Below are 23,011 nucleotides of genomic sequence, written 5' to 3'. Positions count from 1 at the left end.
AAAGATTCGGATGAGCTGTGGATAGGAGTGAAAGGCTAAACAAGCTCGGAGATAGCTGGTTCTCCTCGAAAGCTATTTAGGTAGCGCCTCGTGTCTCACTCTCGGGGGTAGAGCACTGTTTCGGCTAGGGGGTCGTCTAGATTTACCAAACCGATGCAAACTCCGAATACCGGGAAGTGCAATCACGGGAGACACACGGCGGGTGATAAGGTCCGTCGTGAAAAGGGAAAGAGCCCAGACCGCCAGCTAAGGTCCCCAAATCATGGCTCAGTGGAAAACGATGTGGGAAGGCACAGACAGCCAGGAGGTTGGCTTAGAAGCAGCCATCCTTTAAAGAAAGCGTAATAGCTCACTGGTCGAGTCGGCCTGCGCGGAAGATTCAACGGGGCTAAGCCATGTACCGAAGCTGCGGATTCACCTTTGAGGTGAGTGGTAGAGGAGCGTTCCGTAGGCCTGTGAAGGTCAATTGAGAAGTTGGCTGGAGGTATCGGAAGTGCGAATGCTGACATAAGTAACGACAAAACGGGTGAAAAACCCGTTCGCCGAAAGCCCAAGGTTTCCTGCGCAACGCTAATCGGCGCAGGGTTAGTCGGCACCTAAGGCGAGGCCGAAAGGCGTAGTCGATGGAAAACAGGTTAATAGTCCTGTACCGGTTGCAACTGCGATGGGGTGACGGAGAAGGCTAGGTCAGCCGGGTGTTGGACGTCCCGGTTTAAGCGTGTAGGAAGGTCTCTTAGGCAAATCCGGGGGATCAATTCCGAGGCGTGATGACGGTGCTGAAGGCGACTTCAGCCGAAGTGATTGATGCCAGGCTTCCAAGAAAAACCTCTAAGCTTCAGGTTGCAAGCGGCCGTACCAAAACCGACACAGGTGGGCAGGATGAAAATTCTCAGGCGCTTGAGAGAACTCGGGTGAAGGAACTAGGCAAAATGGTACCGTAACTTCGGGAGAAGGTACGCCCCTGGTAGGTGAAGTGACGTGCTCATGGAGCCGAAGGGGGTTGCAGTGAAACGGTGGCTGCGACTGTTTATTAAAAACACAGCACTCTGCAAAGACGAAAGTCGACGTATAGGGTGTGACGCCTGCCCGGTGCCGGAAGGTTAATTGATGGGGTCAGCGCAAGCGAAGCTCTTGATCGAAGCCCCGGTAAACGGCGGCCGTAACTATAACGGTCCTAAGGTAGCGAAATTCCTTGTCGGGTAAGTTCCGACCTGCACGAATGGCGTAACGATGGCCACACTGTCTCCACCCGAGACTCAGTGAAATTGAACTTGCTGTGAAGATGCAGTGTACCCGCGGCTAGACGGAAAGACCCCGTGAACCTTTACTATAGCTTTGCACTGGACTTTGAATTGACTTGTGTAGGATAGGTGGGAGGCTGAGAAGCTCGGACGCCAGTTCGGGTGGAGCCGACCTTGAAATACCACCCTGGTGAATTTGGAGTTCTAACCCAGGTCCGTGATCCGGATCGGGGACCGTGCATGGTGGGTAGTTTGACTGGGGCGGTCTCCTCCCAAAGAGTAACGGAGGAGCACGAAGGTGCGCTCAGCGTGGTCGGAAATCACGCAGAGAGTGTAAGGGCAAAAGCGCGCTTGACTGCGAGACGAACAAGTCGAGCAGGTACGAAAGTAGGTCCTAGTGATCCGGTGGTTCTGTATGGAAGGGCCATCGCTCAACGGATAAAAGGTACTCCGGGGATAACAGGCTGATACCGCCCAAGAGTTCATATCGACGGCGGTGTTTGGCACCTCGATGTCGGCTCATCACATCCTGGGGCTGTAGCCGGTCCCAAGGGTATGGCTGTTCGCCATTTAAAGTGGTACGCGAGCTGGGTTTAGAACGTCGTGAGACAGTTCGGTCCCTATCTGCCGTGGGCGTTGGAGATTTGAGGGAAGTTGCTCCTAGTACGAGAGGACCGGAGTGAACGAACCGCTGGTGTTCCGGTTGTCATGCCAATGGCATTGCCGGGTAGCTATGTTCGGACAGGATAACCGCTGAAAGCATCTAAGCGGGAAGCCCCTCCCAAGATGAGATCTCCCTGGGACCTCGAGTCCCCTGAAGGGCCCTGGAAGACCACCAGGTTGATAGGTCGGGTGTGGAAGTGCAGTAATGCATGAAGCTAACCGATACTAATGGCCCGTGAGGCTTGACCATATAACACCCAAGACGTTTGGGTGTGTGCGACACAAACCGCGAACACAGTGTACGTTGACCAAATGCCTCGAGAGCTCGAGCTCGACAACCAGTTTTGCCTGGCGGCCAGAGCGAGCGGGAACCACCCGATCCCATCCCGACCTCGGAAGTGAAACCGCTTAGCGCCGATGATAGTGCAGATACCTGTGCGAAAGTAGGGAACTGCCAGGCTCTTAATCTCAGCAACAACCTTCAACCCCGATATCCTCATCAGGATATCGGGGTTTTTGTGCGACCGGTGATTGACCTTGCCCGGTCGAACTCCGTCGTCTCGGCTGCCTCAGAGGGCGCCGGCGTCCAGCACGGGCATCGCCCAGTAATGGATGCCACTATTCCGAAAATCCGTTTGCAACGCCATCAAGGTCTCCGCCAATACTTCACCGGGCAGCTGAACTTCAAACCGAACGCGCCGGGTGCGCCCGGCGACCTGCTCGTTCAGGCTCATTTCCTCCGCCCGGCTCGAATGGCCCGACGCCGCTTGGCTGCTAAATCCCTGTATGTCTGAAGCGCTCAGCATCCAGTCTACCAGGGCATCCTCGAGCTGCGGCGGCACCATGAGGGTCAACAGTACGAGATCGGACATCTTTCATTTTCCCTCGCCATAACGGCGGTAGAGGATAGGCAGGAGTATGAGGGTCAGGAGGGTCGAGGTGACCAGCCCCCCGACACCCACGATGGCCAGGGGGCGCTGGATTTCCGAGCCAGGACCCATAGCAAACAAAAGAGGAATGAGCCCGAATGCGGCGATGCTTGCGGTCATGAGCACCGGACGCAGCCGGCGCGATGCGCCGACCCGGACGACTTCATCCATGGAAAGTCCCAAGGCTCGCAACTGGTTGAAATAAGTGACCATCACGACGCCGTTCAGCACCGCGATCCCTAGCAGAGAAATGAACCCTACGGAGGCGGAGACGGACAGATATTCGCCGGAAAGCCACAGGCTGGTGACTCCTCCCACCAAGGAGAAGGGGACATTCGTAAGCACCAGTATTGCCTGCCGGACCGAGCCGAAGGTGGTGAACAGCAGCAGAAAGATCAAGCCGATGGAAATCGGGATGACGATGGAAAGGCGTTGCGCCGCGCGCTGCTGGTTTTCAAATTGTCCTCCCCAGGTCAGGTAATAGCCGCCGGGCAGAGCGACACGCTCGGCAACCGCCTTGCGTGCTTCTTCGACGAAACCGACCAGGTCGCGGCCCTGTACGTTGGTCCGGACGACGGAGAACCGCTGGCCGCGCTCGCGATTGATGGCGACCAGGCCTTCCGTGCGTTCGACGTGGGCAACGGCGGAAAGCGGCACGCGGCGGCCGTCGGGCAGGGTCACCTGCAGCAATGCGAGCTGTTCGGGATCGGCAGCCGCCCTGAGCAGCAACGGCGTCCGCTTGATGCCTTCCTGCACGATGCCCAGCTTGAGCCCTTCGATCTGCGCGCGCAGCATCCGTTCCAGGGTGTCGCCGTCCAGCCCCAGGCGCCCCGTGGCCAGCCGGTCGATCCGGACCTGGAGGTACTGCATACCGGCGTTGCGCATCGTGAATACATCGGAAGCGCCGTCCACCGAGCGAATGACCTCGGCGATGGCTTCGGCCTTTTCATTGAGCACCGCGATATCCGGGCCGTAGAGCTTGACGGCGACATCGCCGCGAACCCCGGTCAGCATCTCCGTCACCCGCATCTGGATCGGCTGGGTGAAGCCGAAGGCGATTCCAGGCATGGTTTCCAGGACTTTCCGGATGTCTTCGACCAGTTCTTCGCGGGTTTTGCCATCCCATTGATCGGCTGGTTTCAAGACCACGAAGTTGTCCGTTTCATTGAGCCCCATGGGGTCGAGCCCGATTTCATCCGAACCCACCCGCGACACGACCCGCTCCACTGCGGGAACGTGGTCGAGCAACGCCTTCTGAAGCTGCTCGTCGAGACGAACCGATTGTTCCAGATTGATGGACGGCAGTTTTTCCACCTGGACGATGATGCTGCCTTCATCCAGCGTGGGCATGAAGGTCTTGCCGATCTGCGCGTAAATAAGCGCGGTCAAGGCGAGCAGGATTCCGGCGACGGCGACTACCCATCGGCCATGGTCGAGCGCCCACAGCAATACCGGTTCATAGAATTCGTGGAGTTTCCGGGCAAGCCAGGGTTCTTCGTGCTTGACCTTGCGCATCAGCCAGGAGGCCAGGACCGGGATGACCAGCAGCGACATAAACAACGAACCGCCCATGGCGAACACGTTGGTGAAGGCCACAGGCCTGAACAGCTTCCCTTCAAGCCCTTGCAGTGACAGCAGAGGCACGAAGACGATGGCGATGATGAGGGCGCCGGACACCACCGGCGCGGTCACCTCGCGCATGGCGCGGTAGATGAGGTGTAGGCGGGGAAGTTTGCCCTGCATGCGGGGATCGGCCAGGTGCGTCGTGATGTTTTCCACGACCACGACCGCGGGGTCGACCAGCTTGCCGATGGCGATTGCGAGGCCGCCGAGGCTCATCAGGTTGGCCGAGAGGCCGAACTGGTGCATCAGCAGGAAGGTGAACAGCGCGGACAGCGGCAGGATGCAGGCGACGGTAAATGCGGCACGCAGGTCGCCCAGGAACAGCAGGAGCAGGATGACAACCAGCACGATGGCTTCCACCAGCGCCCGGACGACGGTATGCGTCGCCCGGTTCACCAAATCGCTGCGGTCGTAGAACACGTCGAGCGTGACGCCTTCCGGGAGGGCAGGCCGGATTTCCTCGATTTTCCGCTTGACGCCTTCGACCACCTCCCGCGCATTGGCTCCGCGAAGGCCCAGCACCAAGCCCTCCACGGCTTCGTCCTGGCCGTTCTGGCTGACTGCTCCGTAGCGCGTCAGGGCGCCGATGCGCACTTCGGCCACGTCCCCGATCGTGATGGCGACGCCATTCTGATTGGCGATGACGATGGCCCGGACATCGTCCAGGTCGCGGATCTGCCCTTCGGCACGAACGAGCAACGCTTCTTCGCCCTCGGGCAGGCGGCCGGCGCCGTCATTGCGGTTGTTGGACTTGAGCGCTTTGATCAAGGCATCCATGGTGATGCCGCGCGAGGACATGCCTGCATTGTTCGGGATCACCTCGAAACTTCGCACCATCCCGCCCAAGGTGTTGACGTCGGCTACGCCGGGCACCGTGCGAAGGGCGGGACGAATGACCCAGTCGAGCAGGTTGCGCCGCTCCATCAGGGTGAGGTCGCCGCCTTCGATGGTGAACATGAACATTTCGCCCAGTGGCGTCGTCATCGGCGCCATGCCGCCTTCGATTCCGTCCGGCAGGTTGCCCCAAACGCCGTTGAGCCTTTCGGCGATCTGCTGCCGTGCCCAGTAGATATCGGTGCCTTCCTCGAAGTCGACGGTGATGTCTGTCAGCGCGTACTTGGCGATGGAGCGCAGCATGGTCTGCTTGGGGATGCCGAGCAGTTCCAGCTCGATGGGCGCGGTGATGCGGGTTTCGACTTCCTCCGGCGTCATTCCCGGTGCTTTCACGATGATCTTGACCTGGGTCGGGGAGACGTCGGGAAAAGCGTCGATGGGAATCCGGGTGGTGGCGACATAACCGGCACCGGCCAGCAATGCGGTGAGAAGGATGACCAGCAGGCGCTGGGTCAGCGCGAACTGGATCAGGCGGCTCATTCGTCGCCTCCGCCGAGACCGGTCCAGGCGGCCTTCAGGGCGGCGACGCCTTGGACGGCGACCCGGTCGTCGGCGGTCAAGCCTTCATGAATGATGGCCTTGCGTCCGTCCACGGCGGCGACCTTCACCGGGCGCACGGCGAACCCTTCGGGTGTCCGCACGAAGACGTACTGTTGTCCTTCCTCGCTGAAGACTGCAGCGAGCGGTACCCGACAGATGAAGTCCGTGCTGGCATGCATGACCTGCACATTGATGTTCTGTCCAGCGCGGACGCTGTCGTCGTGCTCGTCGATGATGGCACGCACCAAGGCGCTCTGGCTATCCGGCCTGACATTCTGGCTGACTTCGATGATCGTCGCGCGAATCCGCGGGGAGTCGAGCTCGACCCGGTCTTTGAGCCTGATTTCGTTGAGACGCTCCTGCGGCATATCGATTTCCAGCCACAACTGGTCGACATTGCCGATCCGGAACAGCGGTGCCAGCATGCTGACCCGCTGGCCCACGGTGGCGAGGCGTTCCAGCAACACGCCCCGGATCGGCGTGCGCAAGGCGAGGGTATGGCTTATGCTGCGGGATCGCTTGAGGTCTTCTATATCCTTCGCGGTCATGCCGCTGGCCTGAAGCACTTGCTCCGCCTGGCGGAGGTTGGCCTGAGCCTTGTCGAAGGCGCTGCGGGTTTCCTGCCAGCGCAACCGGGAGATGACGCCTTCGTCGAGAAGCTTCTGGTCGCGGTTCAGCTTGGAGCGGGCGAGTTCGTATTCGGTTGATGCATTGAGAAGGTCCCGTTGCAAAGTAAGCAGGTCGGGGCTCTGCATCTCCGCGACGACTTGGCCCGGTACGACGGACGATCCCAGTGCCACATCGATCCGGCTGATGACGCCGGCCTGCGGCGCACTCACGATAAACTCCCGGTCCGGCGGAATGACCACGCGTGCCGGCGCCCAGGCCAGGGGCAATGCATCGACGACTTCAGGTTTGGCAACGCGAACGTCGAGGTGTTCGATCTGCTGGGCATCCATCTTGACGAGCGTGTCGGCCGTGAGCGCGGGAGCCGCTAGAAGACAGGCGAGAGCGAGGAAAAAATGCGGTTTCATGGCGTCACCCCCACGACCTGATTGTAAGCGGCAGTGTCTCGTTTGAGCTGGATTTCTTTCTGCATGGCGTCCCAGATGGCCGCCTGGGCGGTGGTCTGCACCTTGAGAAAATCGATGAGCTGGATTTCGCCGGTTTCAAGGGCGATCCGGTTCATCCGGATCAAGGTTTCGGCCATTTCACGCCGATTCCTGGCTATCTCGAGGGCTTTGCGATCCGCCTCCAGCGTCTGTTGGGCCTGCTTGAGCGCGCGTTGGAGAAGGCGGATCAGGTTGTCGCGTTCGGTGATCTTCTGGGTCAGAGCCAGATTGGCCTGGGCGACGAAGGGTTCGTTATAGGCATCTCCGCCGATGGGAATCTGTAGAACCACGTTGGTGTCGTTCTGCACGTTTTTGTCGTTGAAGGCGCGATGCTGGGCGCCGATCAGGACGGTGGGCTGGGTGCCCTGCTTCCACTGCCGGACGAATTCCACGTCGGCCTGGGCGCGTTCGATCATGGCATTCAGGGCGGCCAACTGAGGGTGGTCCTCATCGATTGCCACCGACTTGGACAACTCTTCGTCGAACTTTTCCGGTGCCGCCTGCAACCGGCTCAGGTTCGCGAAAGCCTGATGAGCGTGCTGCAGATCGACGGTGGCCTGGGTGAGGGCGGTCTTCTTTTCCAGCGAATCGCTTTGGGCCAGCAGCAGGTCGGCCTGGGCGAGGTCCCCGAGCTCGACGCGTCTGTTGACCGTCTCGACCAGCTTCAGCGACACTTCGTAGACCGTCCTGGCGAACGCATGGCGGTTCTGCATCATCTTGAGATTCCACAGGCTCTCCCGGACCAAGCCGGCGACTTCGTGCCTGAGGCCGCGGGCGAATTGTTCGGTGCTTTCGGCCGCCCTGTCGGTGACCGCCCGGCTCGCGTCCCGCTGTCCCCAGCGCCAGATGGGGAATTGATAGCCCCATTGGGTCATGCCTTCGCCGTCGCCCGCGACATTCTGGTTGTTCTGGACGTAGACCATGGGGTAGCCCGGAATCCAACTGTCGCTGCGCTGCTGCAGGGCGCTGGTTTCCTGGCGCATGGCGTCGACCATCGCCGCTTGCGGATAGTTTTCGAAGGTGGTTTGCACCACGCTGTGGAGACTGAGCCGGCTGTCGAAGGGAAGCAGGCCGGGCGGCTCGGCCGTGGCATCCTCTTCGCCGCGAACCGATGCGCAGGCAATGGCGAGGAGGATTCCGAGGAGTCCCTGAAGGAAGATCATCGGCAGTACCAGATTCTTGGTGTCAGCATACCAAGCGCCGCCGCGGTGTCGGGAACTTCAGCGGGCGCCGTCGTGCGTGCGGGAAAGCCGCCACGCGAGAAGGAAGAATCAGCGGGGAGGACCGCGCGCCGGAGGAGCTTGGGACGACGGCGAGCCGGGGACGGGGAGGGTCACCGGATGGGGGGGGAAAGCCTTCGCTCGTGCCAGTGGCTGCGCTTCGGCCTCGATCCGGCATGGAACATCATCCGGCGCGGGTTTGTCGGCCTGGCAAGGCCACAAGGCGCGCGATGGCTCCAAAATCCCGTTCTGCACGGCGATGACGACGGACGATTCCGAAGCCGGCGCATGCCACCCTTCCCCCGGCAGGCGTTCGAGAAACTCGAGGCCGGGTAGGTGGAGCTGGCCCCCCGCTTCGCCGTTGGCCGTATGCGCATGGACCAACGGCGCCCAGAGCTGGATCAGCACCGAGAGGCACAGCGCGAGGAGTTGGGCGTATCGAATCAAGGGGCGGACCGTATTCCGTGCGCGTCGACCGGGGAATAAGCACTTCGAAAACGCTTGTTTCTGCGTTCCCCCGGTAGTGTATCCGAATTGTCTGGCCGGCGCATGTCGGCCCTCTGGGCGACCAGAACCGGTCCGCTTTCGCCTATCGAATTGCAGGGCGGTCGGGTATCATTTACTGGTTTGGCTTCGCCAGCGCGAGCAAAGCCGATCACGCCGGAGCATGCGCTTGCCGCCCGCGTTCCATCCCCCTGCAAGCCCATCCCTACGAGTAAGACGACGCCGAACGAGGACGATATGGGAAACTGGAAACGACTGCTGATTTCCGCAGCCGTGGTCATAGCGGTTCTGGCTGGCCTGTTGCTCGCGCTCATACTGGCGGCGACGCATTTCCTGGTGGATTGGTGGTGGTTCGAGTCGCTGGAACTCGGTGCCTATTTCTGGCTGCGTTTCCTGTACCGCTACATTCTGTCGGGCGGTGTGACCCTGTTCTTCTTCCTGATCTTCTTCCTGAACTTCTGGGCCGCCTCTCAGTATCTGGGGGTCGACCAGGCGGTTTACGCCGCTGGATCGGAGGAGTCGCGTTACCGGCGCTGGCTGCGGATGTTCCAGACCGGCGCATTGCCGGTCTATCTGCCCTTGTCGGTGTTCCTGGCGGTGCTGGTCGCGTTGCCGTTCTATTACGAGTGGGAAGCCGGCCTCCTGTTCTTTTTCGCGCCCGATGCCGGCGTCACCGAGCCCGTGTTCGGGGAAGACGTTGGATACAAGATGTTCCGTTTTCCCATCTGGCTCTTGGTGCAATCGGAATTGCTGGTATGCGTCGGCATTCTGGCGGTGATGGTGGCGGCGCTCTACTGGGTGGAGCACGAGTTTTCCCCGGCCCACCGGCGGCCGTGGCCCCGGGGCGCCCGCATCCATTTGAACCTGCTGGTGGTGCTGGTCGCCGTCGTGGCTGCGTGGGGGTACATGTTGGAGCGGGACGAGCTGCTTTTTGTGGACGATCATGAGCCGGTGTATTTCGGTCCGGGGCTGATCGAACTCCGTTACCATCTGCCTCTGATCTGGGTTCAGATTGTTACGCTGATCGTCGGCGTCGTTGCCGCATTATCGTTCGTGCAGCGCCACCGGGGTCTCAAGCTGGCGCTCGCCTGCGCGCTGGTCTGGGTTTCCGCCGCGGGGCTGCGCAAGATCGAAGCCATTCCCCATCTGATCGATCGTTTTCTGGTCAAGCCGAATCCGGTAAAGACCGAACACGAATACATGAAGAACAACATCGACGCTACCTTGGCGGCTTACGATCTCGACGAAATTCGGACCATCGATATCACTGCGGTGCCCGAGGGTTCCGAAACCATCGATCCGCACGTGCGCGAGCACTTGCACAATATCCCTGTGTGGGATCCGGAATATCTGGATGACGTGTACCAGCAGCTTCAGGGCATCCGTCCCTATTACAGCTTCACCGAGGTCGATACCGCGCGCTATCTCGTCAACGGTCAGATCGAACAGGTCAACCTGGCGGCCCGCGAAATCAATCTCACCAAGCTGCCGAAGGAGGCCTTGACGTGGGAGAACATTCATCTGCGCTATACCCATGGCTACGGTGCGGTGATCACGCCAGCCGCCCAATCCGGCGATCAGCCGATGCAGTGGTGGCTGAGGGATCTGAGCATGCATTCGGATGTCGGTCTGACCACGGACAAGCCCGATATCTATTTCGGTCTGGAAAACCTGGATTACGCGATCGTGCCCAACCGCCTCAACATCGTCGACATCGCCAGCTTCGACCAGGGGTCCAGCCAGAATTATTCCGGCAACGGCGGCGTTCCGATCTCGTCGCTGCTGCGGCGACTGCTTCTGTCCATCTATTTCCGCGACGAGCGGCTGTTTTTTTCGCTCAACATCACCGAAAGCAGTCAGGCGCTGTTCCGCCGCAACATCATCGAACGGATCAACACGGTCACGCCGTTCCTGGCGTTGGACAGCGATCCGTATATCGTGGTGACCCCGCAGCGGATTTTCTGGGTGGTCGACGCCTATACTCTGCAGGCGTCCTATCCGATTTCGAAGCCGACACGCTACCGGTTCAATGGCGACAAGGAAGAGCGCGAGTTCAATTACATCCGCAACTCGGTCAAGATCGTGGTCGACGCTTTCGACGGCTCGCTGGATTACTACGTGGTGGACCACGACGACCCCGTCATCAAAGGCTACAGCAGGGCCTATCCCGGACTGTTCCAGGATGCCAGCGCCATGTCTCCGCTGATTCGGGAGCAATTGCGTTTTCCGCGCGACTACTTCGAGATCCAGATGCGGATGTACGCCAAATACCACCAGACTCAGCCGGAGCTGTTCTACCAGCAGGCGGAAACCTGGGATTTCGCCAAGGTCGGCGTGAGGCGCCGCGATGGCCAGACCGTGATGCGAACCGTGGCGCCCTATTACTTTACGACCCAGCTCGATGGTTGCGAAAACATGCAGAACTTCGTGCTGATCAACCCGATGACGCCGATCGGCCGCAACAACATGAGCGTGCTGGCGATCGGTGGCGCATTGCGGCCCGAAGCCTGCGGCATGCCGTACTCCAAGTCGATCGTGCTCTACAAGTACAGCAAGGATGTCCAGGTCGACGGCCCGGCGCAGGTGAGCGCGATGATCGACCAGGACGCGGAAATCGCCAAGGAGTTCGCCCTTTGGGACCAGAAAGGCTCCCATCTCACCCGCGGCCGCATCATCATCCTTCCGATCGGGCGCTCGCTGCTGTACGTGCAGCCGGTCTACATCGAGTCCACCAGCAGCGTCAAGATTCCGGAGCTTGCCCGCGTCATTCTGTCGATGGGTGACATCGTGGTGATGGAAACCTCGCTGGAGGCAGCGCTGAACAAGCTGGAGCAGCGGCTCCTTGCCTTGCAGAAGGCGCGTGGAATCGCACCGGTGCCGTCCAGGCGGGAGGCGCCTGGCATGCATCCCATGTGAGCGGGATGGTTTCGTCATTCGTTTCTCGATGGGAGGGGCGGCGAACGTGAGCGATGTAATCGTCGTCGGCGGCGGAATCAGCGGCCTGTTGGCGGCGCGCGAACTGGCCGGGGCCGGCTTGTCGGTCACGATTCTGGACAAAGGGCCTGCCGGACGCGAGTCCTCGTGGGCGGGGGGGGGGATTCTGTCGCCGCTGTATCCTTGGCGCATGCCGGAAGCGGTCACCGCACTGTGTGCCTGGAGCCAGCAGCGTTATCCCGCCTTGGCTGGGGAGTTGCTGGAGGCGACCGGCCTGGATCCCGAATGGCGGCAAAGCGGGCTGTTGATGCTGGATCCGGAAGATGCCGTGCTTGCCGATGCGTGGTGCGAGGCGCACGGCATGCGCCGCGAGTGGGTCGAGGCCTGCGCCTTGCGATCGCTGGAGCCTCGGCTTGCGCCGGTTTCCGCGCCGGCGATTCGCCTGCCCGAGGTGGCCCAAGTGCGCAATCCCCGCCTGTTGCAGGCGATACTGGCGGACGTTCGCCGGATCGGCATTGCCGTAGAGGAGGATGCCGCGGTGACCGCGCTGGAAACGCGGAACGGAAAGGTCGTGCGGGCGCTGACCGGGCGGGGGGCGTTCGAGGCGGAAACCTATCTCGTCACTGCCGGCGCCTGGTCCGCTGAAGTGTTGCGGAAACTGATTCCGGATCTGCCCGTCGCTCCGGTCAAGGGACAGATGCTGGCGCTCCGGGCATCCGCCGGACTGGTCGGTCACATCGTGCTGGCGGAGGACCGTTACCTCATTCCGCGCCGGGATGGGGTCTTGCTCTGCGGCAGCACCGTGGAGCATCGCCAGTTCGACAAGGTTCCGGATGCCGAAGGGCGGCGGATTTTGCTGGAATTCGCCCGCCGGCAGGTGCCGGCGCTGGCCGATGCCGATGTCATCGGCCATTGGGCCGGTCTGCGGCCGGGATCGCCGGAAGGCATACCCTTTATCGGGGCGGTTCCCTCGGCCGCGAATCTGTATGTGAGCTGCGGCCATTTCCGCAACGGCCTGACCATGGCTCCCGCCTCGGCCCGGCTCGTGGCCGACCTGATTCTCGGGCGTCCGCCGATCGTTCCCGCTGAACCGTACCGCGTCTCGCGCCGCGAGTGAAGACGCACGACAATGAGGCATCAGGAGAGAGGTACAGCGTATGAGCAGAACATTCGAGTTCGACACCGCCGACTGGGATGTGTCTTTTTCCGCGGAGAAGCGTGGCGACGCGCTGAACGAAATCGAACAGGGCAAGGTCCTGTATTTCCCGAACCTCGGGTTCGGAATCGAGGAGAACGAAAAAGCTTTCCTGTCACCGCAGGCGGTGGCCAAGAGCAAGAACGTCAGCTTCGATGCGGCCAGCGGCGATCTGCACGGGACCGGGCCGGCGGTGGCGGACGTGGAAGCGCTGCGCGGCATGATGGCGCGCTTCGCGGCCCGGGCGGCTGGCCTGGTGGCGAGACTGCTGCCGGAATACAGCGCCGCCCTGGTGCAGGGCCGCACCAGCTTCAGGCCGGTGGAAGCCGCCGGACGCGCGAGTTCCTGGCGCAAGGATGACACCCGGCTGCACGTGGACGCCTTTCCGTCGTCTCCCGTGCAGGGGAGAAGGCTCCTGCGCGTGTTCAGCAACGTGAACCCGGAAGGCCGCCCCCGCTGCTGGCGGCTGGGCGAGGCGTTCGAGCCCATGGCGCGGCGGTTCCTGCCCTCCATCCCGGCGCCGCTTCCGGGCAGCGGCCCGCTGCTGCAATGGCTGGGGCTGACCAAGAGCCGCCGCAGTGCCTACGACCACTACATGCTGCAACTGCATGACAGGATGAAGGCGGACATGGCTTATCAGGCGGAGGTGGATCAGGCGCCCTTCGATTTTCCGCCTTCGACCACCTGGATGGTGTTCACCGACCAGGCTTCGCATGCCGTGATGTCCGGCCAGTACCTGCTGGAGCAGACCTTCTATGTGCCGGTCGAAGCCATGCGCGATCCGGCCAAATCGCCGCTGAAGATACTCGAACGGCTGACCGGGCGGGCACTGGTTTGAAGGCCTAGGCCCGTTTCAGGAGAGCATCGACGGCGGCGAGGGTCTTCTCGATGGTGAGCTGCGCCATGCAAGGGAAGGCGCCGTCGCATGTGGGATGGCGCTCGCAGGGCGAGCATGGCAGCGCCTCGTAGAGGACGATGGCATCGTTGCGTCCCGTTTCGAGATAAGGCGCGGTGGAGCCGAACAGAGCGAGGGTGGGGCAGCCGAGGGCGATGCTCATGTGGGTCAGGCCGGTATCCACGCCGATGCCGAGGGCCGAGCGTTGGATCAGAGCGCCGCTGACGGCCAGTCCGGTTTTTCCCGCCAGGTTTTTCAGATCCGAGCGGCAGCGGCTTCGTATCCCCGCGGCCCGCTCGGTGTCGCCCGGCCCGCCCAGCATGACGACGGGCCAGCCGTAACGGCTGCTGATCTCATCGGCCAAGGCCGACCAGTTGTCGTCGATCCAATGCTTCTGCGGGCGAGTCGTGAACGGGAAGATCGCCGCGTACGGGCCGGCGATGCCGAGCGAATCCAGGACTGTCCCGGCTTCTGCCATGGCCTCGTCGCCCGGCACGAAATCCATGGCGAAGGCGGTGGTGTCCAGGCCCAGTTCTCCGGCGAGCTTCAAGTATTCGCTGCCGATGACGTACGACTCGGTGCGGCGGTCGATGCAGCGGTTCATCAGATATTGGCTGCCTTCGCGCGAACCGAGGCCGATGCGGGTCTTCCCGCCCGCCAGCGCCGCCCAGACGCCGCTCTTCATGAGTCCCTGCAGGTCGAGCACCCAGTCGAAACGCTCGTCCCGCAGGCTCCGCACCAGGTTGCGGCATGCCTTCAGCAGGATGCCGTAATGGCCGTCCTTCCGCAGCCTGGCCCAGTGCGCGCGCGGCCAGGTCGCGACCCGGTCCAGGCGGGGATTGTGGATCAACATATCCTTGTAGGCCTCATCGGCCAGCCAGACCAGCCGCGCGTCGGGAAACGCCTGCCGCAACACCGGGATCAGCGCGGAGGCGAACACGATGTCGCCTATCGCCCCCAGCCGGATGATCAGGATGGATCCGGGGTGCTCCGTCACAGGAACGGCTCGTCGAAACGGTAGCCGAAGCGCTCGATGTCCGGACGGTAGTGCGCTTCGATCAGCTCGGCGGTGGCGTCGTCGTAATAGCGTCGGTAGTCCTTGCTTCGGTCCTGGGCCTTGCGGCTGTGCAGCAGTTTGGGGCATGCGATGCCGATGCGCCGGCAGGCTTCCTCGAAATCTTCGGCCAGGCGTTCGTAGCGGCCGACGAAGTCGACGATCAGGTTGCCGTGCAGGTCGATGAGGTAGTCGGTCTGGAGTTCGATCGACATGTCGGCGTGGTACTGCGGCGGGCGTTCGGGGTCGAGCTTCCAGCGCAGGAACGCCTCGAAGCCGTCGATGCCCGCCAGCAGGTCCGGGCGCTCGCGCCGGATGTGATGATAGGAACTGACCTGCAGGTCCCAGGGATTGCGCACGAAGGCGAACTTGAACAGCTTCTGGTACAGCTCGCGCGGCAGCATCTCCATGGCGGCGATGGCCTTGGCGTGGCGCGGGAACTTGGCGCCGATCTCGTGGCCGGTGAGCCCGCTGAGCTTGCTGCACAGGAACTGCGGAATCCGGGCCGGGTCGGTCCATTTGTAGCGCCACAGCGAGTCGCGCACGCTGGTGCCACCGGTCTTGGCGATGTGGACGAACAGGAAGTTGTAACGGAGCGAGAGCAGCATCTCAGGTTTCTACCGGCAGGATCGTGATGGCCCGTGCCGGGCAGAATTTCTCTGCGGCCTGGGCTTTCTCGGCCAGGGCGGGATCGGGCGTTTCGCTGAGCAGGCTCAGCCGTCCGTCTTCGTCGACCCGGAAAATCTCCGGCGCCTCGGCCATGCAATTGCCGTGGCCTTTGCACAGGTCCCAGTCCACTGCGACCCGGAAGGCGCCCCGCAGCGTTTCGGGCGGGGTCTCGGCGACGGTTGCCTTGCCATCCTTGGCGGCCGGCAGATCGCGCCTGTGGTAGCGGATCATGCAGGGCGAAGCCGGTTCGACGACCATTTTCTTGTAGTCGTCCCGGTAGGTTTCGGGCGCCGCCGCCAGTTCGAATTCGTAGTTCCGCAGCAGGACGCAGACGATGGCCTTGATCTGGAACATCGCGAAGGCATTGCCGGAGCATTTGTGGCGGCCGCCGCCGAAGGCCTGCCAGCCGTACAGGTCCTTGTCCTCGGCCCGTTCCGGGGTGTAGCGGTCGGGATCGAACAGTTCGGGGTCGGGGAACAGCTCGGGAATCCGGTGAGTGACGGAGGGCGCGGCGCAGACGAATTTGCCGGCCTCGATGCGCATGCCCTGGACCTCGAAGTCCTTCATCACCTTGCGCATCAGCAGGATCAGCGGCGGGTGCAGCCGCAGCACTTCCTTGATGACGTTTTCCAGTTGCGGCATCTGCCGGAGCGATTCGAAAGTCACCCGGCCATGGGCCTCGAACAGGGCGTCGATCTCCGCCCGTACCCGCCGCAGGTATTCCGGACGCCTCAGCAGCTCGATCAGCACCCAGGCGGTGGTGCCCGAACTGGTGTGGTGGCCGGCGAAGATGGTGGCGATCAGCATGCCGGTGATTTCGTGGGGCGTCAGCTTGCTGCCGTCGTCGTAGCTGGCATCGATCAGCATCTGGAACACGTTGGTGCTGCGTTCCTGCGATCGGGCGCGGCGCTCCATGATCTGGGTCACCAGTTCCTGCAGCCGGACGCGCGCCTGGTCTCGCCGCTTGAATACCGGCAGCGGCAGGTTGGGGAAGACATAGGCGATGGGCTGGATGCCCATTTCCAGGTCGCGGTAGATCTCGGCGAATTCGGCGTTCAGTTCGTGGCGGAACTCCGAGCCCAGCAGGCAATGGCTGGAGGTGTAAATCGTGAGTTCCTTGGTGAGCTCCAGCAGATCGATGGTGCCGGCATCCTCCCAGTCCCGGATCATGGCCTCGACTTCGGCGACGATGATCTCGGAGTAACTGCGCATCGGCTTGTCGCGCAGCGCCGGCATCAGCATCTGCAACTGCTGGTTCTTGCGCTCGATGCAGGCGTCGAACACCACGCCGCGGCCGAAGATCGGGGTCATGATCTTGTAGGCCGGACCCTGGTCGAGCACCTCGTCCGGGGCCCGGTAGAAGGCCTCGCTGGCTCGGCTGCCGGTGAGCAGCACCATGCGCTGGTGGAACATCCGGAACTCGGCGACGTCCCCGAAATCGCGCCGCAAGGCCATCATGAAGGCATGGGGATTCTTGCCGAACTCCAGGATGTGGCCGAGGAGGGGCAGGCCGCCCGGCTTGACCGGCGGTGTGGTCGACACTTGATTTTTCATCTTGGGACGATGGTCAGGTGCGGTGGTAGACCTCGGCCCCGGCCTTGACGAATTCGTCCGATTTTTCTTGCATGCCTTTGGCCAGCGCTTCGGCTTCTTCGAGTCCGTGCTCGCGGGCATAGTCGCGCACGTCCTGGGTGATCTTCATGGAGCAGAAATGCGGCCCGCACATGGAACAGAAATGCGCCTGCTTGGCGCCCTCCTGCGGCAGGGTCTCGTCGTGGAATTCCAGGGCTTTTTCCGGGTCCAGCGACAGGTTGAACTGATCCTGCCAGCGGAATTCGAAGCGGGCCTTGGACAGGGCGTTGTCGCGCGCCTGGGCGCCGGGATGGCCTTTGCCCAAGTCGGCGGCGTGGGCGGCGATCTTGTAGGCGATGATGCCATCGCGCACGTCCTGCTTGTTGGGCAGCCCCAGGTGTTCCTTGGGCGTGACGTAGCACAGCATGGCCGTGCCGTACCAGCCGATCATCGCGGCGCCGATGGCGGAGGTGATGTGGTCGTAGCCGGGAGCGATGTCGGTGGTCAGCGGCCCCAGGGTATAGAACGGCGCCTCGTGACAGTGCTTCAACTGCTCCTCCATGTTGGCCTTGATCATGTGCATGGGCACATGTCCCGGGCCTTCGATCATCACCTGCACGTCGTGCTTCCAGGCGATCCGAGTCAGCTCGCCCAGGGTGCGCAGCTCCGCGAACTGGGCCTCGTCGTTGGCATCGGCGATGGAGCCGGGCCTGAGGCCGTCGCCCAGGGAGAAGGCCACGTCATAGGCCTTCATGATTTCGCAGATGTCCTCGAAATGGGTGTAGAGGAAGCTTTCCTCGTGGTGGGCCAGGCACCATTTCGCCATGATCGAGCCGCCGCGCGAGACGATGCCGGTAACGCGTTTGGCGGTCAGGGGGATGAAGGGCAGGCGGATGCCGGCGTGGATGGTGAAGTAATCGACCCCCTGCTCGGCCTGCTCGATCAGCGTGTCGCGGAAGATTTCCCAGGTCAGCTCCTCGGCCTTGCCGTCGACCTTTTCCAGGGCCTGGTAGATAGGTACGGTGCCGATGGGTACGGGCGAGTTGCGGATGATCCACTCGCGGGTCTCGTGGATGTTCTTGCCGGTGGACAGGTCCATCACCGTGTCGCCGCCCCAGCGGATCGCCCACAGCATCTTTTCCACTTCCTCTTCTATCGAAGAGCTGACGGCGGAATTGCCGAGGTTGCAGTTGATCTTCACCAGGAAATGGCGGCCGATGATCATCGGCTCGGATTCCGGGTGATTGATGTTGTTGGGGATGATGGCGCGGCCGCGGGCGACCTCGTCGCGCACGAATTCGGGGGTGATGACTCGGGGGATGGTCGCGCCGAAGGCTTCGCCCGGATGCTGGAACTTGTACATCTCCGCCAGGGCGTCCAGCTTCTGGTTTTCGCGGATGGCGATGAATTCCATCTCCGGCGTGATGATGCCCTGCCTTGCATAATGCATCTGGGTGACGTTGGCGCCGGCCTTGGCCCGGCGCGGGGCGCGGATATGCTCGAAGCGCAGGGACGCCAGGGCCGGATCGCGCTGGCGCTGAAGGCCGTAGGACGACGAGGGGCCCGTCAATCGTTCGGTGTCGCCGCGTTCCTCGATCCATGGCTCGCGCAGGGGCGGCAGGCCCAGTCTCAGGTCGACCGATACGGCGGGATCGGTGTAGGGTCCCGACGTGTCGTAGACGTACACCGGCGGATTTTTTTCCCGGCCCAGGCTCGTTGGCGTGTCCGACTGGCTGATCTTGCGTAGGGGGACGCGCAGGTCCGGGCGGCTGCCCTGGATGTAGACCTTTTCCGAGGCCGCGAACGGCTGGATCGAGGCTTTTTTGGCGGTGACCGCCTCGTGCAGGAATTCTTGGGGGATCGCGCTCATCGCTTGCTCCTGGTTGGACACGGATAAGGCGCGCGGGGGAGGATGTCGATCGGGTTCTTCGAACAGCTCGAAAGCTCAGCTTCCCTACGCCGGTATCAGCCGGATCAGGTTCGAAGGGTGTGTCTCAGCCCGGCCATTCGCCAGGCACCCCCAGCCTTACAGACCGCTCACGGTAATGCATCGAAGGAGGGATTTCAAGCTTTGCGTCCGGAGGGGAATTCCGACGCCATACGGGATCATCGTGACGAAAGGGGGCACGATCCCGAGCACGACCGGCGCCTTCACGGCCGACCGCCCAATAGCCCAGATCGGCCAGGAAACCCTGCGCGAGGGCGGTCAGGACGAGGCCGTAGAGGACGGCCTTGATCGTCACTGCGAGCGTGCTCGAACAGCGGGGACCGTCGATCTCGATTGCTTGCTTCCTCAGCGTGATCACCGGCGCTTTGATCATGGCATGCCCTCAAAAGGGGAACGTGTCTGCGGCGGCAGGGGATCGGAACCGCCTGCCAGTTTGCGGAACGGGCCCATGCGTTTCAAGCCGAGTCCAGGGCTTCCGCGCCCAGCAGGATGACCTGCAGTTCCTCGGTGATCTCCTCCTGGCGCAGGCGGTTGTTGCTGGAGCGTAAGGTTTCCAGGGTGTCTTCGATGCGGCGGGTGGCGCCGTCCAGGTGGCGGATCCGGTACTGGTGCTCGCTCAAGAGGGAACGGTCCAACAGCCAGTGCAAGACGGCGAACAGATAGTGTTCGACGAGGTGGCGGAAGACGTCATCCGGCGCCTGGTACAGCAGCGGCGGATACGGGCGTTTCGATCTTGCGGACGGCTTGCCGAACGGCGGCACGATCCGCGTTTCCAGCACCGTTTCCGCGTCGTCGGCATGGTGGAGGGCGGTGATCCGGAGCGGGCCGCGACTTTCGATGAGCTGGTTGATGGCATCGATCAGGGCGGGGAGCCGCTCGGCGGTTTCATCCGCGGTGAGCGGGCCGGGCAGTTGCCGATGGACGGCGACATCCAGGGCGGCGAATTCGGCGCCGATCCGGCTGCCCACGACGATCACCGGCTCACCCGGAGACCGCCGCTGTTCCAGGATGGCGCGCAGGCGGGTGTTGAAATCGCCGCAGAAGCCGCGTTCGGAACCCACCACCAGCCAGGCGGTCGCAGCCGGCTGGACGGGCAGCAATGCGGGATAGTGGCCCAGCAGTTCCTCCGCGCTGCTCCGCAGCGCCGCCTCCAGATGGCGCTGGCATTCCACGGAACGTGTCAGTCGGCGGCTCTCGATCACGGCCAGCGTGCGCATGGATTCGAGGATGCCGGCGATTTCGCCCAGCGTTTTCATCCGCCGGCGGAGGAGGTGGCGCCGGCTCACGGATCGTCCTGTCCCGGCCGGGGCAGATTTTGCCTCAGCCACTCCACCCATTCGCCGCGCGAAGCCTCCAGCGCCGGAGAGCCGCTCCGGACGGCCGTGTTCAACACGTTCAAGGCGTTCTGAACCGCGGCGAGCGGAACGGCGTCCAGCAGCCCTTCGTTGTAGGCGGTCATCCAGGCGAGCTGGAACTCCGGCGGCAGCGGCTGCAGGCGCTCCTGCCGGAGGATTTCCCGCAGCAGCCTTCCCCGCCGGATCCGCGCTTCCATCCCGCTTTCCAGCCGCGCCCCGAAACGGGTGAATATCTCCAGCTCCAGGAATTGCAGATAGTCCAGCTTCATCCGCCCGGCTTCTTCCTTGATGCGCGGATGCTGGGCCTTGCCGCCGATGCGGGAGACCGAGCGGGTGACGTCGATCGCCGGCTTGAAGCCCGCGGCGAACAGGTCGGGGTCCAGGTAGATCTGGCCGTCGGTGATCGAAATCAGGTTGGTGGGGATGTAGGCCTCGATCTCGCCCAGCCGGGTCTCGACGATCGGCAGCGCCGTCATGCTGCCACCGCCGTTGGCGGGATTCAGCACCGTGGCGCGCTCCAGCAGCCGGGCGTGGAGGTGGAACACGTCGCCCGGGTAGGCCTCCCGCCCCGGCGGGCGTCGCAGCAGCAGCGACAGTTCACGATAGGTCTGGGCGTGGGTGCTCAGGTCGTCGTAGACCACCAGGGTGTCGTGCCCCAGCGCCATCCAGCTTTCGGCGATGGCGCAGCCGGCGAACGGGGCCAGGTACTTGAGGCCGGGCAGCGCGCCGGCTTCGCCCACCACGACCGTGGTATAGACAAGCGCACCATAGTTGCGCAGCAGGTCGATGGTGCCGACGACCGCGGATCGCTTCTGGCCGATCAGCACGTAGACACAGCGCACATCGCGGCCCTGTTGGTTCAGGACCGCGTCGATCGCCAGGCTGCTGCGCCCGGTTCCCTCGTCGCCGATGATGAGCTGGCGCTGGCCCTTGCCGATCGGCACCAGGGTGTCGACCAGGCGGGTGCCGGTGTAGAGCGGTTGCTGGACGAAGTCGCGCGCGACGATGGGGGGCGAGGGGCTGTCGAGCGGGCGTCGGCTGCGGGATTCCAAGGGACGCCCGCCGTCCAGCGGATTCCCGATCGGGTCGATCACCCGTCCGAGCAGCGCCTCGCCGACCGGAACGTCGAGTGTCCTCCCGGCCAGCCGGGCCGAGGTGCCGGCGGTCAGGCTTTCGGTCTGGTGCAGCAGCACGGCGCCGATGCGCTTCCGGGTCAGGGCGAACACCACCGCCCAGCTCCCGTCCTCGAACATCAGCACGTCGTCCATCGCCGCCGATGGCAGGCCCGTGATCCAGGCGATGCCGTCCCCGATTGAGGCCACCGTGCCGTATTCGCCAATGCGCAGCCGGGGCCGGTAGTCGCCGATGCGGACCGTTTTTGCGAGCGCGGAAGCCGGCTCAGAAAGCCGGGGCATTGAGTTCTCTGACCCAGCGTTCATAGCGGCGATCGATGGGGTGGTCATGACCCTCGGTAGTATAGCGGACGGCCTGCAGGCCGATGGACCGCGCTTCGCTCGGACTCATGCCGAAGGCGTGACGGAAGCTTCTGCTGAAATGGGCCTCGTTGCGGAAACCCACGCGGTAAGCGATCTCGCTGACACGCCACGGCCGGGAGGCCGGTTGGGTCAGCTCCAGGAAGGCGCGCCGGAGCCGTTGCTGCTGGATGTAGCGGGTGATTCCTCCCAGTGGCTGGAACAGGGAATACAGGTAGGACCGCGACACGCGGAAGTACGCCGCCAGGGACTCCGGCGTCAGCCGGGGATCGCCCAGATGATCCGCGATGTGGCGGCGTAGGGTCTCCAGCAAGGCGGCTCCGGTTTCCGGACGGTCTTCCTCGACCCGGCCTTCGCCGAAATAGGCGCCGATTAGATGGACCAGTCCTTGGGCAATGCCGTGGGCCTCGTCGGAACTCAGGGTCGTCGCGACCTCCCACAGCGTGCGGAGGTGCTGGCCCAACAGGCGTCCGCGGGCCGAGTCACGGGCCAGCGACTGGCCATGCAGTCGCTCGGGCGCGCCAAGATGCTGTGCCAGCAAGTCACGCGGCAGCATCAGCGTCAGATTGCGGAAATCGCTGGCGCAAGAATCCAGCGGCTGGGTCAGGTCGAGCAGGAAGACGTCGCCCGGCTGGACGGTACTGTGTCTTTTCCCCCATTCGCCGCGGGTCGTGCCGTTTTGGTAAACCTGGATGATGCAATGGTCCAGCCCGTCGCGTGCGATCAGCGGCGATTTCCGCTGAAAATATTGTCCGACGCTGGACGTCTCCGCCAGCAGCATGGAGCCGAGATGACAGGTCGTCAGCATTGCGGCAAACGGTGCAGAGCCTGCCTCGACTTCCCGTTCCACGTCGAAGATGACGGAAATGCTCTCCTTCCAGATCGAATAGCGGTCCTCCGCCGGAAGACTGCCCAGATCGAAGCGCGCGATCGGGACGGTGTCCGGAGGCCTTTCGGATTCACCCTTCACGTCATTGCCCTCTTGGTGCACGTGTTTTTTTCATGGCTGGCGACGGACCGTTGGATCATGCGCATTCGAATTGGCTCCCCGTGGCGACCATACGAAAGCGAGCCGCCAGCTCCGCCGCGAGCTTTGTGGACACGGCGGCAAGAAATCGTGGACGCAGAGACAAAACGAGCGCCCCGATTTTATCTACGATGTCGCCCTCG

General features: G+C 62.9%; 16 protein-coding genes, 2 rRNA genes and 1 riboswitch (1 of these 19 cut by a window edge). Of the genes, 5 read left to right on the top strand and 13 right to left on the bottom strand.

All coding sequences use genetic code 11. The annotated features are described in order from the left end of the window. Together GNH96_RS14250 and rrf are read left to right on the top strand one after the other, a co-directional pair. Nucleotides 1-2,154, top strand: a 23S ribosomal RNA gene (locus GNH96_RS14250); it begins 741 nt to the left of the window's first position. A gap of 97 nt (nt 2,155-2,251) precedes the next feature. Further along, a 5S ribosomal RNA gene (gene rrf / locus GNH96_RS14245) occupies nt 2,252-2,364 on the top strand. Between the two features lie 109 nt (nt 2,365-2,473). On the opposite strand, the gene GNH96_RS14240 is transcribed toward rrf, so the two are convergent. The 5 genes from GNH96_RS14240 to GNH96_RS14220 form a co-directional block, all read right to left on the bottom strand. Further along, a complete protein-coding gene (locus GNH96_RS14240) occupies nt 2,474-2,776 on the bottom strand; it encodes a DUF3240 family protein (RefSeq protein ID WP_169604259.1) in 303 nt (100 codons plus the stop codon). Between the two features lie 3 nt (nt 2,777-2,779). Then, nucleotides 2,780-5,830: an efflux RND transporter permease subunit gene (locus GNH96_RS14235; RefSeq protein WP_169604258.1), complete on the bottom strand. Its 3,051-nt coding sequence runs from the start codon at nt 5,828-5,830 to the stop codon at nt 2,780-2,782. Beyond that, a complete protein-coding gene (locus tag GNH96_RS14230; protein ID WP_169604257.1) occupies nt 5,827-6,924 on the bottom strand; it encodes an efflux RND transporter periplasmic adaptor subunit in 1,098 nt (365 codons plus the stop codon). Before GNH96_RS14230 ends, GNH96_RS14235 begins: the two co-directional genes overlap by 4 nt. After that, nucleotides 6,921-8,165 (bottom strand): TolC family protein, encoded by a 1,245-nt coding sequence (locus GNH96_RS14225; protein WP_228719884.1) that lies wholly within the window; start codon nt 8,163-8,165, stop codon nt 6,921-6,923. The genes GNH96_RS14230 and GNH96_RS14225 overlap by 4 nt, the downstream gene beginning before the upstream one ends. Nucleotides 8,166-8,273: 108 nt before the next feature. Next, nucleotides 8,274-8,669 carry a hypothetical protein gene (locus GNH96_RS14220; RefSeq protein WP_169601129.1) on the bottom strand — a complete coding sequence of 132 codons (396 nt, stop codon included), beginning with the start codon at nt 8,667-8,669 and terminating at the stop codon, nt 8,274-8,276. Nucleotides 8,670-8,963: 294 nt separating this feature from the next. Here GNH96_RS14220 and GNH96_RS14215 point away from each other — a divergent pair, with 294 nt between their 5' ends. Genes GNH96_RS14215 through GNH96_RS14205 form a run of 3 tightly spaced genes read left to right on the top strand, consistent with a single transcriptional unit; the run spans nt 8,964 to nt 13,693 of the window. Further along, nucleotides 8,964-11,642, top strand: coding sequence for a UPF0182 family protein (locus GNH96_RS14215; protein WP_228719883.1), 2,679 nt, complete (start codon nt 8,964-8,966; stop codon nt 11,640-11,642). A 46-nt stretch (nt 11,643-11,688) separates the two neighbouring features. Further along, nucleotides 11,689-12,777: a glycine oxidase ThiO gene (thiO, locus tag GNH96_RS14210; RefSeq protein ID WP_228719882.1), complete on the top strand. Its 1,089-nt coding sequence runs from the start codon at nt 11,689-11,691 to the stop codon at nt 12,775-12,777. Between the two features lie 40 nt (nt 12,778-12,817). Further along, nucleotides 12,818-13,693, top strand: a complete 876-nt coding sequence (locus tag GNH96_RS14205) for a Kdo hydroxylase family protein (RefSeq protein ID WP_169604255.1) — start codon at nt 12,818-12,820, stop codon at nt 13,691-13,693. A gap of 4 nt (nt 13,694-13,697) precedes the next feature. Here GNH96_RS14205 and GNH96_RS14200 read toward each other — a convergent pair whose 3' ends face one another. From GNH96_RS14200 to GNH96_RS14165, 8 genes are all read right to left on the bottom strand, one after another. Then, a complete protein-coding gene (locus GNH96_RS14200; protein WP_169604254.1) occupies nt 13,698-14,747 on the bottom strand; it encodes a glycosyltransferase family 9 protein in 1,050 nt (349 codons plus the stop codon). After that, entirely contained in the window at nt 14,744-15,412 is a 669-nt protein-coding gene (locus tag GNH96_RS14195; protein WP_169604253.1) for a sulfotransferase family 2 domain-containing protein, read from the bottom strand. The genes GNH96_RS14200 and GNH96_RS14195 overlap by 4 nt, the downstream gene beginning before the upstream one ends. A 1-nt stretch (nt 15,413) precedes the next feature. Beyond that, on the bottom strand, nt 15,414-17,027 hold the full coding sequence (locus tag GNH96_RS14190) for a cytochrome P450 (RefSeq protein ID WP_169604252.1): 1,614 nt from the start codon (nt 17,025-17,027) through the stop codon (nt 15,414-15,416). 13 nt (nt 17,028-17,040) lie between these two features. Further along, nucleotides 17,041-18,915: a phosphomethylpyrimidine synthase ThiC gene (thiC, locus tag GNH96_RS14185; protein WP_169604251.1), complete on the bottom strand. Its 1,875-nt coding sequence runs from the start codon at nt 18,913-18,915 to the stop codon at nt 17,041-17,043. Between the two features lie 64 nt (nt 18,916-18,979). Then, a riboswitch (TPP riboswitch) is annotated at nt 18,980-19,077 on the bottom strand. Further along, nucleotides 19,040-19,366, bottom strand: coding sequence for a hypothetical protein (locus GNH96_RS14180; protein WP_169601127.1), 327 nt, complete (start codon nt 19,364-19,366; stop codon nt 19,040-19,042). (Overlaps the previous riboswitch by 38 nt.) Before the next feature lie 82 nt (nt 19,367-19,448). After that, nucleotides 19,449-20,279, bottom strand: coding sequence for a F0F1 ATP synthase subunit gamma (locus GNH96_RS14175; RefSeq protein WP_169604250.1), 831 nt, complete (start codon nt 20,277-20,279; stop codon nt 19,449-19,451). After that, nucleotides 20,276-21,787 (bottom strand): F0F1 ATP synthase subunit alpha, encoded by a 1,512-nt coding sequence (locus GNH96_RS14170; protein ID WP_169604249.1) that lies wholly within the window; start codon nt 21,785-21,787, stop codon nt 20,276-20,278. Before GNH96_RS14170 ends, GNH96_RS14175 begins: the two co-directional genes overlap by 4 nt. Further along, the gene (locus tag GNH96_RS14165; RefSeq protein WP_169604248.1) at nt 21,747-22,811 is read right to left on the bottom strand and encodes a helix-turn-helix domain-containing protein; all 1,065 of its coding nucleotides are present in this window, start codon (nt 22,809-22,811) and stop codon (nt 21,747-21,749) included. The genes GNH96_RS14170 and GNH96_RS14165 overlap by 41 nt, the downstream gene beginning before the upstream one ends. Between the last annotated feature and the right edge of the window lie 200 nt (nt 22,812-23,011).

The organism is Methylococcus geothermalis (assembly GCF_012769535.1).
GTDB lineage: Bacteria > Pseudomonadota > Gammaproteobacteria > Methylococcales > Methylococcaceae > Methylococcus > Methylococcus geothermalis.
This window is presented reverse-complemented; position numbering and strand designations above follow the sequence as displayed.